Genomic DNA, 15949 nt, shown 5'->3' with positions numbered 1-15949 from the left:
GCTGAGTAGTTTTTCGTTGGACGCAGTTCTGCGTACTTCAAAAATGATCAGCGATGTCGAGGCATTTATTCCATGCAGGATGCAAAAGTCAGAAAGGATGAGGGGTACTGTGAGTTCATCGAACTGTTCAAGCTGAGCGCGCTGGAGCAGGCACTGAGCCCATTCAAGGGCAGTCAGGAATATGAAGCGGTGTTGCGTTACTACTTCGCCTGTATCGCAAAGCCTGAGTTGCACAGGTTGCAGGAGCCGCTGGCGCTGCTGAGGCTAACGCTGGAAGCGATGCAGGGTCGCATCCGGGTTCGGCGCGAGACCGGTTCCGGGAAAAGCCCGGATGGCGGACTGCCGCCGATCTGCGAAAAGATCGCAGCGTATGAAACCCGCGTGCAGAACAGCCTTGAACAACTGCGAACGCCCGCCACCGAAGTGCCGAAGATCCTGCATTTCGTCTGGCTCGGCGGGGGCGTCGGCGAGATTCAGCGCGATTACCTCAACCTCTGGAAACGGGTGATGGCCGGCTCCGGCCATGTCCTCAATCTCTGGTACGACAGCGATGCGTTGCTGGCCCACCACACCAACAAGCTGATCGTCGAAGCCGCGAAGGCCGATGCCCTTGCGCAGGTGGACGGCCAACGCGTCACGGCGGATGAACTGGCGACGTTGTACGAAGCGCGGGCGATCGTGCTCAAGCAGCAGATGCAGGCCCATATCGATGCGGCCGTCGCCGCCGGCCGATCGGCGGATGACGCCAGGATCGATCTTCTGGTGCGTGCCTATGGCCAGGACGCCGATGCGTTGCAGGAGCGGCTCACGCAAAACCTGCTCAGTGTCGCGGCCTTCGGAGACGACGTTCTGACGTTGCGCGACCTGGACGGCCTGCGCGACCTCGAGACGCCGATGGCGCTGCAGCACCTCTACGAACGGGAAATCCGCCTGCGCGGCAACCTGGCGGCGGCCTCCGACATCGTGCGCCTGCATGCGCTGGTCAGCGAGGGCGGCAGCTATGCGGATGTCGACGGCTTGCCGCCGCTGGCGGAGCGGCTCGGCGCCGTCGACATCACCGACTGGGGCGCCGATGCCCGGCTCGGGGCCTTGCAACTGCTGCTGGACCGCAACCCTGACTGGATGCCGGGCCGGCATGTCGTTCGCGGTCGCTACACCTCCTACTTCGAACGTATCCCCGAACCGTCCAGGGCCGCCCTCGATGCGTTCGCCAGCAGCCGGCCGGCGCTGGAAGACGTCTTCCGGCAACCGGCGGACCGGTCGGCGAGACCGTTCGAACTGCGTGCTGTCGCGGAGTCCAATTCGTTGAGCAATGCCTTTCTGATGGCTCACCCCGGTGCCGGGATGATCGAGGCGGTGTTGGAACGCATGCGCCTGAGCTACGACATCATCGATGGCGCAACGAAGCTGGCCCGGGAGCGGGGGGTGGCGTTCAGCGACAACGAGAGCATGGTGTCGCTTGCGCACGAGACCGTTGAGCAGGCGTTGGGGCCGTTGCGCGAACTGCCGATGGAAGAGGAAATCTTCGCCGGTTTTCTGGCCGACGCCGCTGCCGGCTACTTCCGTGACGGCATCCGCCCGCAAAGCGAGGGCACCATCTACCTGACAGGGCCTGCCGCCATGCGTGACGGCATGCGCAACTACCAGAAGCGGCATTTCACGCCGCAGGGCGCCGCGGCGCTGGTCGACGACCTGGTCATCGTCCCTTTGGCGACGGTCAACCGCATGACGGAAGAGGAACAGGACCATTCCTGGAAAGACAACGGAACCGATTCGCTGCAGTGGTTCAGCGACGAACAGGCGCATTGGCGGGACGGTCGGTACGCCACCCGTTACGCCGGCGACATCGCCCAACTGCTCAAGCATTCGACGGTCGAGTTCCAGTCCGGCTGGCCCGTGATCGAAGGGCGGGCGGTGCTCCTGAGCAGCGTCCTGCAGCGGCTGGTCGACGCCTTGGGAGCGCCGTTGGTGCAGGCCATGCGCAGCGGTCTGGACGGTGAGGTCCGGTTCGACAAGCCGCTGCCGTTGCGCTTTGAGGACCGGCAGGCCATCAAGGAGCAGCCGCGGGATGTCCTCCCGCCGGCCTTTGCGGGTGAGCCGGGAAAGGCCGGCGCAGGCGTGGACGAAGTCCTGGGCATGCTCGCCAAAGGCACCCTGCACCTTGTCCAGGCCGACCCCGTGCAGCGCCTGGCGCTGGGCGCCCTGCTGGGCGCGGAGTCGCTGGACAACCGGCACCTGATGCAGTTGCACAGCGAGCTGGACAACCTGGCCAACAGCATCGGCGAACTGGGAAGCTCCAATCGTTACGCCGTCCTCGAACGGCATCTGTTCAAGCGCCGTCCAACCGGTTTCCTGGAAGGGCTGGCCAGTGTCGCCGATGAACCGGTGCCCTTTTCCGGCAGGGCGCTGGACCTGAAAAAGAGCGTGATGCTCAATGCGCATACGCCGTACCAATGGGGGCGCCATGTGGCGCAGATCCGGCAGCTTGCCACGCTCGAACACCGGATCCAGGTGCATGAGCACGTGGAACAGGTGCTTCAGCGCTTCGACGCGGCCAGCGTCAAGCTGGTGCCGCAGGATCTGCTGCTGCAAGGCTCGGGGGATGCCGTCGCGGGGCGCTGCTATCCGTTGTCCTTGGTGATGGGGGCCGCTTTGGTACAGGGTGAGCAGGCGTCCCGGCGTCTGCGCGAGCGTTTTTACCTGGCGGTCGTGGAGCCTGAACAGAGTGACTCCATCGCCTTTCTGGATGGACTGGAGGCGCTGCGCGATGTGCCGTTGAGCGAGGTGGGCGGGCCTCAGGAGCGGACGGATCTGAGCGGGATCCGCACAAGGCTGGAGGCCGCCGGCGACAGCCTCGGCCTGATGCTCGTTTCCGACAATCACGTGCTGCTCGTGGCGAAGACGGCTGCGGATGCGGGGGGCGCCACGCTGCATTTCTTCGATCCCAACTTCGGTCTGTTCGGATTCGCGGAGCCCGCCGCGTTCCAGCAGGCGCTGGAAGATTTCTTCGTCGGCGCAGGCATGGCCGGCTACTACGCCGCATTCGGCAAGCCCGACCGGCCGATGTTCGATGTGATCGAGCTTCAGGGCGAGCGGGTGTCGGCCTTGCCGCTGTCCGCCGGGTTGCGGCTGGCGCACCTGCTGGAGTCCGACACCTTGCCGGGGCAGCCATCGGCCCTTCCGATCCGCCGGCGGGTGGCCAGTGCCCGTGGCCGGTCACTGAGCGACAATGCCCATCTGGGACGCAGCCTGCTTGACCTGGACAGTCGCTGGTGGGCCCGGCAGATCGCCGATGTGACGTCGGGTTTGCAGACGTTGCACGCCTCGGCCAAGCCTTGGGTGCCGTTGTTCGAAACGCTTGAAGTCATGCCTGACAGCACCTACCGGATAACCCTGGTCGATCCTCTGGACGCGACCCATGTGGTGCAGGTCGCCAGCAAGGATCACCGGTTGCTGCGCATCCGGCAGTGGCTGACCGAGCGGTTTTCGACGCTGGTGCGCAAACCCCAAGGGGCGGTGCTGCCGTCGGGGCCTGTCGAGGCGGGCGCGGTTCATACGCTCAACGCCGGCTTCGCGCTCCAGTCGCTGATGATGGCCTTGCGTGAACGTGAAGGGGATGACCGGACGCTGACCCTGGCGGTGCGCCTGCACGGTTACGTGAATTATGCGCAGCTCGCCCATGGGCTGGCCGTGGATGCGGCCGGACTGATGAAGCTGTACGCCACCGCGATCAGCCAGGAACCGGTCATTGCCCGCACCTGCGCCCCGCTGGTCGGCGAAGCGCTGGGCCACGTCGCCGATGAAGGGGTGGGATCGTTGCTGGGCTTGGCCAACGTGGGTTTTGACATCTACCAGTTGGCGACCGCGCAGCGCGAGGTGGACGTGGCCCGTTTCGGCACGCAGTTGGCGTTCGACTCGGCAGGTCTCGTCGCGGGGCTGGGCGGGCTGGCGGCGGCCGCCACGGGGGCCGGCACGGCCGCTGCGGTGCTCGGCGGGGCGGGCGTCATCCTGGGTGGCCTGGCGATCGGGGCGGCGGCGCTGGCCCAGGGCTTCGCCATCATCGCCGAAGAGGCGAAAACCGTCGGGCTGTTTTTCGATCATCTGGAAAAGGCCTGGAACGGCGCCGTCTACCGCTTCGACGATGCGTTGCAGGCGTGGGTGGTGGATCCGTCCTCCCTGATCATCGAATGCGTCGACCTGGGCGCCGGCGCCTTGACGCTCGGCAGCCCGAAGCTGTTCAGGCTGCGCGACCACTTCGGCGTACCGGGCATCAACCCGGATGACAAGGAAGCCTTCAGTATCCGCCAGGCGTGGGGGATTTCCAGCCGGATCAAGGCACCGTTGCCCGCCGGGCAATGCGTTGTCCTGCCGTGCACGCCGAACACGTACTACAGCTACGAATACAAGGCCTTGCCGTTCGCGTCGTGGCGCCATGACGCCGGCTTCGATGCGGCGCGCCGTCTGGAGCGCAAGGATGGCAGCGGGCAATGGAAATTCCTGTTCTCCTTCTACTCCTTCCCCAGTCACTACATCGTGCATCGCCTGTTCCCCAACTACCGCCCCACGACCATCGAGGTGCGGCTGGATGCGGCCGAGCGGCAGTTGGCGGTGCCGCTTGTGCCGCCGGCCTGGCGCGGCCTGATCACCTATCAGGTGAAGGGAGCGGGGAGCACCTGCACACTGAGGCTCAGTCCTGGGGTTTCGGTCGAGCTGCATGAGCCCAGCCTGTCCAGTTGCCGTTGGATATTGCTGGCTGACTGGGTCAACCCGCAGGGCGTCAAGGTAAAGGGCGAAGACCTGCTGATCGACGGCATTGACGTGAGGTTCACCGGCAAGGGGCGGCATGAGGTCGTGTTGGGGCTGGCCGACCGGCGTGTCTTCAGCGTCAACCGGTCCTCCGGGCAACTGGATCTGCTGCAGGACACCGCACCTGACGGCCTTGATGAGACGGCGCTGCTCGAACGTTACAAGAAGCTTGCGCACGACCATCGTCTGGTGCTGCCGCATACGCCGGTCAACAATTATCTGATCCCGTTCGAGCCGCCGCAGGCGCCGCGCTACACCAAGGCCTGGTACGACGCGCACGAGGACCGTTTCCTGTACATGCGCGACGTGGCAATCAGTGGTTCCGACAAAACACAGTTGGCTTTGGTGTCCGGCGGGTCTGCCTACTTCTATGAACCGTCATCCTTTCTGGTCTGGCAAGTCGATGCCGTCAGCGGACTGCCCCAAGCGGAGTACCGATTGCTGCTGATGCCCGGCGAAAGTTCGATCCGGCGCATCGAAGCCGATGCCCAAGGGATGATTCACGTGACGCAGAAGTCCGTTGAACAAGGGCGTGCCCGAGAACTCGGCTACCTGATTCACGACCGGCAATTGCTGCTCTGCTCGGTGACTTGCGGATCGACCCCTGAACTGCGTGCGCAGGCCTTTGCCGGTGAGAGGCTGGAGGACTGGACGTCGGTGTTGGGGGAGCACCGGCCGCAAGCGGGCTCATCCGCGAAGGACGGCGACACCACGATCGGATGGGCGCCGGCACCCTACGTTTCGGTGTGCTGGCAGATGAATGAGGCGCGGCGGGATCTGGTCTGGATCCGCAGCCGCGACCGTCTGCTGATCAATCCGCTGCCTGTGCCGGGGCAACCGCGTGGCTGGGACGACTCGATCAGGAACCTGGATCGGTTGACGCTGCTGGTGCCGGCGAAGGATCAAGAGATGTACGTGGTCTACGACCGCTCGGCCCAACGCCTTTGTCGGTTGCAGCGGACGCCGGGGGAGAGGAACTGGTCGCATGCGTGGATCGAGCCTGAACGGCTCAAGCAGGTGGTCACGACGCCGGGCGGTTATGTCGCGGTCACCGAAGACGGGCACTTCTTCAACCTGAACACCGACGGCCGGCTGCAGTTCGGCGGGCTGACCGAGCACTGGCTGCAGGATCGTTCCCGCTGGTGGGAGGCGCTCGGAGCGGTCGCGCAACGTTACCCGGTGGATCGTTTCGCCCTCATCGGTTTGCTCGACCATGGAGGGCATCAGCATCTGGGCGCCTGGTACATCGATCAGCGGTTATTGCTGTGCGCGTCGGCGAACGGTGAGCGGGTTCGCTTGCTCGGTCTGACGCCGGACAGGCGCCAGGTCTGGCTGTTCGAACCGTCCGGCGCCAGGATCCTCTCTCAGGCCTTTGTCGATCCCGGGCTTCTGGAGCAGGCGTTCGCCAACGGTGCGCAGTTGCTGCGCGACGGTCTGCTGCCCGCGCCGCAGGAGGAGTGGGAGGACTGGCGCTTCAGCGACGTCAGGCGCGAGGGCGCCGGGCTCAGGGGCACCACCGTAGATGGCGTGGAACTGGCTCTGCGCTTCGGGGAAGCTGAGCGTTTGACCGGCGTCAACCACGCTTGGGTGGTTGCCCAAGGGGATCATCTGATCCACAACCTTCAAGCCCTGCTGCGCACCGTCGAGCACGACGGGTTTGTGTCCACCGAAGCGGAGCCCGGTGTGCGGCAATGGTATGACGTGGAGAACGCTTGCCTGGTCCGTGTCGTCGGCAAGGCGCTGCGCGACGATGACGAGCTTCTGGGCACCCGGCACCGCGCGCAGGTGCTGATGCATGACCGGCAGGACGCGTGCGTGCTCGTCTATCCGGACGCGAAACGCTTCGGTCCTTTCGCGCAGGTGCGGCGCGATGCCGAGGTGATGGTGATCGAGGGGCGGAACCGGGTGACGGATCTGACTGCACTGGTGCCCGACGGGGTCAGCACCTTGGTCCTGCGGGCGGGGCAGGGTGCGGTGACCTACAATCTGCCCACGGCGTTCTGGCTGGCGTGCGATTCAGTCATCGCCGACTGTCGGCCGTTGCCGGGAGAGGCCGTGACGGTTCCGCCGAAGCTGGTCTGGGCGCTGGACGAACCGCTGAGGTTGCAGCTGCAGATCGTCGGCGACCATTTGGTGCTGACCGACCCCGGCAGCGAACACTGCCTGATCCTCAGGGATGTGTGCAGTGAGGATCCTCTGCTGCGCGGCGAAGCGTTTCTCGCGCTGGGGCATCTTTCGTCGGTGCCGGTTTCGCACCTTGTACGGTTGTTGCGCAAGGGAGAGGAGGCGACGGGCAGCGCTTCGCTGCAGCAGCTGCTGCGGTCGCGGGAGCATCTCGTCAGCGCCGTGAGCGACTGACGGCCTGTCGACCGGAAGACGCCGCAGGCCTGTCCGCCTGCGGCGCACTTTGCGTGACCGGCTCAGGGCACCAGATAACCCTTCACCCCCGTGAAGATGATCTGCGCCGCCAGTGCGCAGACGAACAGCCCCATCAGCCGGCTGACGATCTGCAACCCCTGATCGCCGAGAATCCGCTCGATGCGGTTCGACAGGTAGAGCACCGCACCGACGGTGAAACTGGCCATGGCGATGCTCATGATCGCCGTCAGCTTGTCGTCCCAGTGCGGCTGGCTGACGCCCATCACCAGCAGCGCACCGATGGTGCCGGGGCCGACGGTCAGCGGAATGGTCAGCGGCACGATGGTCACGTCCTGCTGCACGTTGTCGGCCTGCACCGCCGGTTTGCCCTGGGCCATGCCCAATGCCGAAATGAACAGCACGCTGCCGGCGCCGATGCGGAACGCATCCACGGTGATGCCGAACACATCGAAGATCACCCGTCCGAACAGGTACAGCAAGACGCTGGAGACCAAGGTGGCCATCGCCACTTTCCACGCCAGGCGCCGTTGCTCCTTGCGCGAGTAGCCACGGGTCAGGCTGATGAAACAGGACAGCACGAAGAACGGGCTGTAGAGCACCAGCATCTTCAGGTAAACGCTGAACAACTCGTGGAGCATGATGGAAACCCGCGTCGGCGAAAGTTGAGCGGAGTCTATCAGGCGCCGGACGGTCTGTCGGCGCATTCGGTGTTTTGTTTGTAAGTTAGTTGTCCTTATTGTTTGCGGCGTTATTTGAGAGTTGTCGGCGGTTGTAAGTTTTTATTGTTATCTATTGGAAATACTCATTGCCTTGTGGGGTTTTGATGAGTTTCGTAAGTTAGTCCTGCCGGCTCGGGAAGAGTCGAACTAATTAACTAAGGAAGACGAAACGTGAATGTAAACACTGTTGTAACCATCGCCGACCGCCTGGAACGACTGAATGCCTATGATGTGACGCCGCAGGACATCACCCTGGCCCCGCGCAGCTTCAACAGGTTGACGCCCTTCAATATCGAAGTGCCTGACCGCGCTTCTGTCGTGGGCGATGCCATTCTGGCGTTCGTGTCGGGCATGTCCGAGCAGAACCGTGCGGATGTACTGAACACCTATCTGTTCGCCTCGTTGGCCGCCAACAAGAAGTACCCGTTGGAAAGCCAGGGCAAGGAGTGGTACCAGACCTTTCTCACCGTCATGCAGGACGCCGGCTGGATCATCCTGAAGAAGTACTACGATTCCACTTCGGCGTCCGGCAAGAGTTTCAAGATGGATCAACTGGCGCTGACCATCCTGGGTTCCGCCCTGGCCGCTGCGGCTGTGCCCGGGCCGACTTCGGCGCTCCTGCTGAAGGTGGCGACCGATGCGATGGCTTCGCTGCAGGCCAACGACAAGCCGCTTCAGGTCTTCGACCGGAACATCCAGGACAAGGGCACCGGCGGTTTTGCGGTGGGTTCTTGCCTTGAGACAGAAGGCAAGGAAGTGATCCTGACCCTGGGCGCGGTGCGCTTCATCAACCGGGTCAACCAGACCAAGGTTCTTTTCGTGAACTGGGACAGCAGTTCGGTGGATCTGTACAGGGGCGAATCCAGCATGACCATGGTGCCGGCCATCATCGAAAAGACCCGCGACATCATTGCCGGTAAGTTGGGTGACCGTGCCGTCAAGCAAATCAGCGAATGGGAAATCTGATTTGACGTCATTGAGTGGCGACCACACAGTGGTCGCCACTTTTTCATGTGCAGGAGGCAAAGATGAAAGAGCAGTACTCGGCTTATGCCAACTCAGGCGCCATCGTTTTGTTTCCGTACGGGATGGCTGAGCAGGAAAAACAAGATGTTCAACATTCGATCTTGTTTGCGCAGTTGGTGGCCAACAAGAAGTTTCCTCTCACGGCCGATCCGGATGATTGGTATTCCATCTGGCAGCAAGTTCTGAAGGGCCAATGGCTGCAAAGGAAAGTGGAATGGAGCACGGTCACGCCGGCTAAGGGCGTCGGGTTCAAGGCGATGGGCGGGATGATCGACGTTCTGCAGCCGTCGCTGGCCGAGGCAGGGGACTGGGTGCCGGTCCTGCAGGCCATCGCGGCATTGCCGGTTTCGGATCCGGCCATCGCGTTTCTGCAAGAGAGGATCCGGCAAGCGGCGGGAGCCGAAGGGGCGGATCAGGCAGCCGCAAGTGACCGGTACCGCTTCATGGTGGTTGTGGCGCAACCCGGTCCTCGCCTGAGCGCCGCCTATCTGACGCTGAAGTCTTCGGCTGCCGCCGAGGGTAATCCGTACGCCTGGGCCTTCACTGCGGACACGCTCCGCGGGCCGCTGGAGCAACGCTTCTTTCAGGCTGACCTGGCCGCGCCGCTGTTCGACCCCGTCCGTGACGCGCTGGCCAAGCGGTTGGAGCCGCATGTCGACCTCATCAGGGAGATCGACTTCAGCCCGCCGGACAGTGTTCGCTGCGAACCGGCCGGTTGATCAGGGCGTTCGCACCGTGTTGCGGCTCTGCTGATCACGCTGGGCCACCCAGTGCTCGATCAGTTCGCGCAGCTGCGACAGCTCCACCGGCTTGGCCATGTGGCCGTCCATGCCGGCCTGGCGCGCGCGCTCCTTGTGTTCGGCGAGGATGTGCGCGGTCAGGGCCACGATCGGCGTGCGGATGCGCTGGTTGCCGACTTCCCAGGCCCGCAGCTGCTGGGTGGCGGAGAAACCGTCGAGGATCGGCATTTCGCAGTCCATCAGCACCAGGTCGTAATGCTGGGCCTTCATGGCCTGCAAGGCTTCCTCGCCGTTGCTGGCGGTGTCCGGCTGCAGGTTGAGCTTGCCGAGCATGCCGCGGATCACCTTGGTGGAGATCGTGTTGTCTTCGGCCACCAGGATGCGGAAGTCGCTCGGCACCTTGACCGCCGCGGCAGGGCCTGCCGGCTGCGGCTGGAACACGGTCTGGCCCTTGTTGCGCTGGTTCAGCTCGTCGGCCAGGGTGGTCTTGAGGGTGTAGCCGGCCACCGGCTTGGCCAGGATGCGCTTGACCCCGGAATTGCGCGCGATGATCTTGCTCGGCGCGTTGCTGATGCCGGTGAGCATGATCAGCAGGATGTCGTGGTTCAGGCTCGGGTCTTCCTTGATCTTGGCCGCCAGCTGCATGCCGGTCATGCCTGGCATGTTCTGGTCCAGCAGCACCACGTCGAAGTAGTCGCGCAGGTGCGCCTTGGTGCGCAGCAGGGCCAGCGCCTCCTTGCCCGACGGTACGGCGCTGACGTTCAGGCCCCAGGCGCTGCACTGCTGCACCAGCACTTTGCGGCAGGTGTCGTTGTCGTCCACCACCAGTACCCGCGCGCCTTGCAGCGGGCTGTCGAGGTCGGAGGTCGGGTGTTCGAGGCGATCCGGATCCAACGGCAGGGTCAGCCACAGGGTGCTGCCTTGGCTGGCGCCGCTCTTGATGCCGAACTCGCCCTGCATGAGCCGGATCAGTTGCCGTGCGATCACCAGCCCCAGGTTGCCGCCCAGGCGGTTGGCCGAGAGGAAGTGCTTGCTGTGCAGCTCGGCATGCAGCAACGCATCGCGCTCTTCCTGCTCCATCGGCTGGCCGCTGTCCTGCACGGCGATGCGCAGGCGCGGCTTGACGCTGCGTTCGTCGAGGGCGACGACGATCAGCACCTCGCCTTCGTCGGTCTTCTTCAGGGCGTTTTCCAGCAGGCTCAGCAGGGTCTGGCGCAGGCGCGTCGGGTCGCCGCTGATGACCCGCGGCACCTGGGGCTGGATGAAGCTGATCAGCTCGACGTTCTGCTGTTCGGCCTTGGCGCGGTAGATGCTCAGGCAGTCTTCGATCAGGGCGTTGAGGTCGAACTGCACGTCGTCCAGCTCGATCTGCCCGGACTCGAGGCGGGAAATGTCGAGTATCTCGTTGATCAGTGTCAGCAGCTCGTTGCCGGCGCTGTGGATGGTCTGCACGTAGTCGCGCTGCTTGACCGACAGCGGCGTGCCGAGCAGCAGTTCGGTCATGCCCAGCACGCCGTTCATGGGCGTGCGGATCTCGTGGCTGATCTTCGCCAGGAATTCGGCCTTGGCGTTGATCTCGGCGTTGCTCGCCGCCAGGTCGCGGCTGATGCTGAAGCGGCTTTCGGTGATGCTGCGCTGACGTTCGCCCAGGGCGATGCTCATCAACAGGCCGCTGATGCAGATGAACCCCATCAGGGTCATGATCAGGCCCTGCGGCGCGACCAGGGTCAGGCCCAGCAGGGCCGGCAGGATGATCAGCGTGCCGATGTTGAACACCACCATGGCGGCGACGAACAGCCGGGCCGGGCGGTAGCCTTTCTGCCAGTGGTAGCCGCCGACCAGCAGCATGCTCAGGCCGGCGAGGGCCACCAGGGCATAGGTGATGATGTTCAGCGGCAGGGTGTTGACGAACAACAGCAGCAGGCTGCAGATCACGGTGATCAGGATGTCGGCCAGCAGCAGCTTGTTGAGCGGGTGCGGGCCGATCGGCGCGAAGAAACGGAAGGCGAACATCAGGCCGGCCGGTGCGGTCATCAGCAGGGCGAGGTAGGCGCCCGGCGTCTGGATCGCGTGCCAGTCCGGCAGCCAGGGGCCGGCGAGGTTGAGCAGCAGCAGCAGGCTGAGCCCCAGCAGGCCTTCGCAGACCGCCAGCCACAGGCAACTGCGCGAACGGGTGTAGCCGTAGCGGATGAGGTTGTGCAGGATCAGCATGCCCAGGCAGCCGAACAGCAGGCCGTAGAGCAGGGTCTGGTTCTGGTTGGCCGCCGACATCACCGCCGATTGCAGGGTGATGTGCGGGCGCAGCTGGTGGTCGGACACCAGCCTCAGGTAGACCTCGAGGGATTTGTCGCTCTGGGGCAGCGGCAGCAGGAAGTCGCTGCTGGGCAATGGCCGGTTCACCTGGGGCTGGCCGGTGCCGCTCTCGCGCTGGTCGATCAGCGTGTCGCCGTCCAGCACGTACAGGTTCAGGTGCGACAGGTCAGGGGCGAAGATCCGCAGCACTTGCTCGTGCTTGCCGGCGGCCAGCCTGAATCGCAGCCACAACGCGCCATCGGGCTCCGCCGCGGTGAGGCGGTCGAGGTCGATGGGGCTGAATTGGTTGGTGTAGCGGGGCGAGCGGATGTCGCTCAGTTGCAGGTTGCCCTGTTCGTCGAGCAATACCGCCCAGCCACTGCCTTGCGCGGCCTGGGCCGGAAGCATGCAGAGCAGGGTCAACAGCGTGACGGTGAAGCCTATGGCGATCCTGAGCCAGCGCACGGCGAAATCCCTTCGTAGGTTGATGCCAGAATATAACGATGCGCGGCGTCGGAACAGTCCGACAGGGGGAAGGGCCCCCTGCCGGACATCACGGACAGCGGATTACCGGGATTCGCCGCGTTCACGGGCGATGGCGCGGTAGCCGATGTCCTTGCGGTAGAAGCAGCCTTCCCAGTCGATCGCCGCCGCCAGCCGGTAGGCCTGCTGCTGCGCTGCGCCGACGCTGTCGCCCATGGCGGTGGCGCAGAGCACCCGGCCGCCGGCGGTCACGATCTGCCCGTCCTTTTGCGCGGTGCCGGCGTGGAAGACCTTGCCTTCCAGCGCGGCGGCGGCGTCCAGGCCGTTGATCGCGGCGCCCTTGGCGTAGTCGCCGGGATAGCCGCCGGCGGCCAGCACGATGCCGACGCTCGGGCGCGGATCCCACTGCGCTTCGACCTTGTCCAGCGCCTGGGCCAGGGCGGCCTCGACCAGCAGCACCAGGCTCGACTGCAGGCGCAGCATCACCGGTTGGGTTTCCGGATCGCCGAAGCGGCAGTTGAACTCGATGACCTTCGGGTTGCCGGCCTTGTCGATCATCAGCCCCGCGTACAGGAAGCCAGTGTAGACGTTGCCTTCGGCGGCCATGCCGCGCACGGTCGGCCAGATCACCTGGTCCATCACGCGTTGGTGCACGTCGGCGGTGACCACCGGGGCCGGGGAGTAGGCGCCCATGCCGCCGGTGTTCGGGCCGCTGTCGCCGTCGCCGACGCGCTTGTGGTCTTGGCTGGTGGCCATCGGCAGGACGTTCTTGCCGTCGACCATGACGATGAAGCTGGCTTCCTCGCCGTCGAGGAACTCTTCGATGACCACGCGCGAACCGGCGTCGCCGAACGCGTTGCCGGCGAGCATGTCACGCACGGCATCTTCGGCTTCGGCCAGGGTCATGGCGACGATCACGCCTTTGCCGGCGGCCAGGCCGTCGGCCTTGATCACGATCGGCGCGCCTTTTTCACGCAGGTAGGCCAGGGCCGGCTCGATCTCGGTGAAGTTCTGGTAGTCGGCGGTCGGGATCTTGTGGCGGGCCAGGAAGTCCTTGGTGAAGGCCTTCGAGCCTTCGAGCTGCGCGGCGCCCTGGGTCGGGCCGAAGCAGTCCAGGCCACGGGCGCGGAACAGGTCGACGACGCCGGCCACCAGCGGCACTTCCGGGCCGACGATGGTCAGGGAAACGTTCTTCTCGGCGAAGTCGGCCAGTTGCTCCAGGGCCAGCACGTCGATGGCGACGTTTTCGCACTTGGCCTCAATGGCGGTGCCGGCGTTGCCCGGTGCCACGAAAACCTTCTGCACGCGCGGATCCTGAGCCACTTTCCAGGCCAGGGCGTGTTCGCGGCCACCGCTGCCGATGATCAAAACATTCATTTCAGAAACCTCGGATGACGCTAATTCTATGGAGCACCGCTGGGATGCTTTTCTGTAGGAGCGAGCCTGCTCGCGATGGCGGTGTATCAGTCAATACTGCGTTGACTGGTCTATTGCTATCGCGAGCAGGCTCGCTCCTACAGTGGGTCGTGTACTTAGTGACGGAAGTGGCGCATGCCGGTGAAGACCATGGCGATGCCGGCTTCATCAGCAGCGGCAATCACTTCAGCATCACGCATCGAACCGCCTGGCTGGATCACCGCAGTGATGCCGACCTTGGCCGCGTTGTCCAGGCCGTCGCGGAACGGGAAGAACGCATCCGATGCCATCACCGAACCGGCGACTTGCAGGCCGGCGTGCTCGGCCTTGATCGCGGCGATGCGGGCGGAGTTCACGCGGCTCATCTGGCCGGCGCCGACACCGATGGTCTGGCGGTTCTTGGCGTAGACGATGGCGTTGGACTTGACGAACTTGGCCACTTTCCAGGCGAAGATCAGGTCGTTGATTTCCTGCTCGGTCGGCGCGCGCTTGGTCACGACCTTCAGGTCGTCGGCGCTGATCATGCCGATGTCGCGGCTCTGCACCAGCAGGCCGCCGTTGACGCGCTTGTAGTCCCAGGCCGGGCTGCGGTCGGCCGACCACTCGCCGCAGGCCAGCAGGCGCACGTTGGCCTTGGCGGCCACCACGGCGCGGGCTTCTTCGCTGACGCTCGGGGCGATGATCACTTCGACGAACTGGCGCTCGACGATCGCCTTGGCAGTCTCGGCGTCCAGCTCGCGGTTGAAGGCGATGATGCCGCCGAACGCCGACTCGGTGTCGGTGGCGTAGGCCAGCTCATAGGCCTGGCGGATGCCGCCTTCGGCGTCCGGGCTCACGGCCACGCCGCACGGGTTGGCGTGCTTGACGATCACGCAGGCCGGCTTGACGAAGCTCTTCACGCATTCCAGCGCGGCGTCGGTGTCGGCCACGTTGTTGTAGGACAGTTCCTTGCCCTGCAGCTGGGCGGCGGTGGCGATGCCGGCTTCGGCCGGTTTGGCTTCCACGTAGAACGCCGCGCTCTGGTGCGGGTTCTCGCCGTAGCGCATTTCCTGGGCCTTGACGAACTGGCTGTTGAAGGTGCGCGGGAATTCGCTGCGGCCTTCGGTGCTCAGCACTTCGGTGGCTTGGTTCACGGTGCCCATGTAGTTGGCGATCATGCCGTCGTAGGCGGCGGTGTGCTCGAAGGCCTTGAGCATCAGGTCGAAGCGCTGGGCGTAGGTCAGGCCGCCGGCCTTGAGGTTCTCCAGCACGTTGGCGTAGTCGCTGGCGTTCACCACGATGGCAACGTCTTTGTGGTTTTTCGCGGCCGAACGCACCATGGTCGGCCCACCGATGTCGATGTTCTCGATGGCGGTCGGCAGGTCGCAGCCGGGCTTGCTGATGGTGGCTTCGAACGGGTAGAGGTTGACCGCGACCAGATCGATCGGCTTGATGCCGTGCTCGTTCATGATGGCGTCGTCGGTGCCGCGGCGGCCGAGGATGCCGCCGTGGATTTTCGGGTGCAGGGTCTTCACCCGACCGTCCATCATTTCGGCGAAACCGGTGTAGTCCGCGACTTCCACTGCGGACACGCCATTGTCCTGCAGCAGCTTGAAGGTCCCGCCGGTGGAAAGGATTTCCACGCCCAGGGCTTCCAGCTCCTTGGCGAATTCGAGGATCCCGGTCTTGTCGGAAACGCTGATCAAGGCGCGGCGGATCGGCAGGCGGGTAGTCTGGTCGGTCATCTCAATTTCCATCAAAAGCAAGGGAAGTCAGCAAAAAAGGCGACCGGTTTCACGCGGGCGCCTTTCTGGTTGGTATTGAATGCTTACAGCAAATCGTACTGCTTGAGTTTCTTGCGCAGCGTGCCGCGGTTCAGTCCGAGCAGCTCGCTGGCCTTGGTCTGGTTGCCCTTGACGTAGTTCATCACGCTTTCGAGCAGGGGAGCCTCGACTTCGGAGAGCACCAGGTTGTACACGTCCGTGACGGTTGCGCCCTCGAGGTGGGCGAAATAATTGTGCAGCTCCTTCTCGACACTCCCGCGAAGGGACTGGCCTTCATCGCTCGGCGTAATGAGCTGCTGAATCAAATTCACGTTGTCGCTCACCG

General features: G+C 64.3%; 8 protein-coding genes. 3 read left to right on the top strand and 5 right to left on the bottom strand.

The window, feature by feature from the left end; genetic code table 11:
- Positions 1-72 precede the first annotated feature (72 nt).
- On the top strand, positions 73-7164 hold the full coding sequence (locus ACIP0B_RS08250) for a TcdA/TcdB pore-forming domain-containing protein (RefSeq protein WP_400831107.1): 7092 nt from the start codon (positions 73-75) through the stop codon (positions 7162-7164).
- A gap of 62 nt (positions 7165-7226) precedes the next feature.
- On the opposite strand, the gene ACIP0B_RS08245 is transcribed toward ACIP0B_RS08250, so the two are convergent.
- Complete coding sequence (locus ACIP0B_RS08245; RefSeq protein WP_400831105.1) at positions 7227-7823, bottom strand: MarC family protein; 597 nt, start codon at positions 7821-7823, stop codon at positions 7227-7229.
- A gap of 252 nt (positions 7824-8075) precedes the next feature.
- Here ACIP0B_RS08245 and ACIP0B_RS08240 point away from each other — a divergent pair, with 252 nt between their 5' ends.
- Positions 8076-8870, top strand: coding sequence for a hypothetical protein (locus tag ACIP0B_RS08240; RefSeq protein ID WP_400831103.1), 795 nt, complete (start codon positions 8076-8078; stop codon positions 8868-8870).
- A 62-nt stretch (positions 8871-8932) separates the two neighbouring features.
- Entirely contained in the window at positions 8933-9649 is a 717-nt protein-coding gene (locus ACIP0B_RS08235; RefSeq protein WP_400831102.1) for a hypothetical protein, read from the top strand.
- On the opposite strand, the gene ACIP0B_RS08230 is transcribed toward ACIP0B_RS08235, so the two are convergent.
- From ACIP0B_RS08230 to fis, 4 genes are all read right to left on the bottom strand, one after another.
- A complete protein-coding gene (locus tag ACIP0B_RS08230) occupies positions 9650-12427 on the bottom strand; it encodes a response regulator (RefSeq protein ID WP_400831101.1) in 2778 nt (925 codons plus the stop codon).
- A gap of 102 nt (positions 12428-12529) precedes the next feature.
- Complete coding sequence (gene purD / locus ACIP0B_RS08225) at positions 12530-13822, bottom strand: phosphoribosylamine--glycine ligase (RefSeq protein ID WP_400831100.1); 1293 nt, start codon at positions 13820-13822, stop codon at positions 12530-12532.
- Positions 13823-13977: 155 nt separating this feature from the next.
- On the bottom strand, positions 13978-15585 hold the full coding sequence (gene purH, locus ACIP0B_RS08220) for a bifunctional phosphoribosylaminoimidazolecarboxamide formyltransferase/IMP cyclohydrolase (RefSeq protein WP_400831098.1): 1608 nt from the start codon (positions 15583-15585) through the stop codon (positions 13978-13980).
- Positions 15586-15668: 83 nt separating this feature from the next.
- On the bottom strand, positions 15669-15947 hold the full coding sequence (gene fis, locus ACIP0B_RS08215; RefSeq protein ID WP_400831096.1) for a DNA-binding transcriptional regulator Fis: 279 nt from the start codon (positions 15945-15947) through the stop codon (positions 15669-15671).
- Between the last annotated feature and the right edge of the window lie 2 nt (positions 15948-15949).

Origin of the sequence: Pseudomonas sp. NPDC089534 (assembly GCF_044749305.1) — a bacterium.
GTDB lineage: Bacteria > Pseudomonadota > Gammaproteobacteria > Pseudomonadales > Pseudomonadaceae > Aquipseudomonas > Aquipseudomonas ekonensis.
Note: the sequence above shows the minus strand (reverse complement) of the source record. Positions and strands in the feature narration are given on the sequence as shown.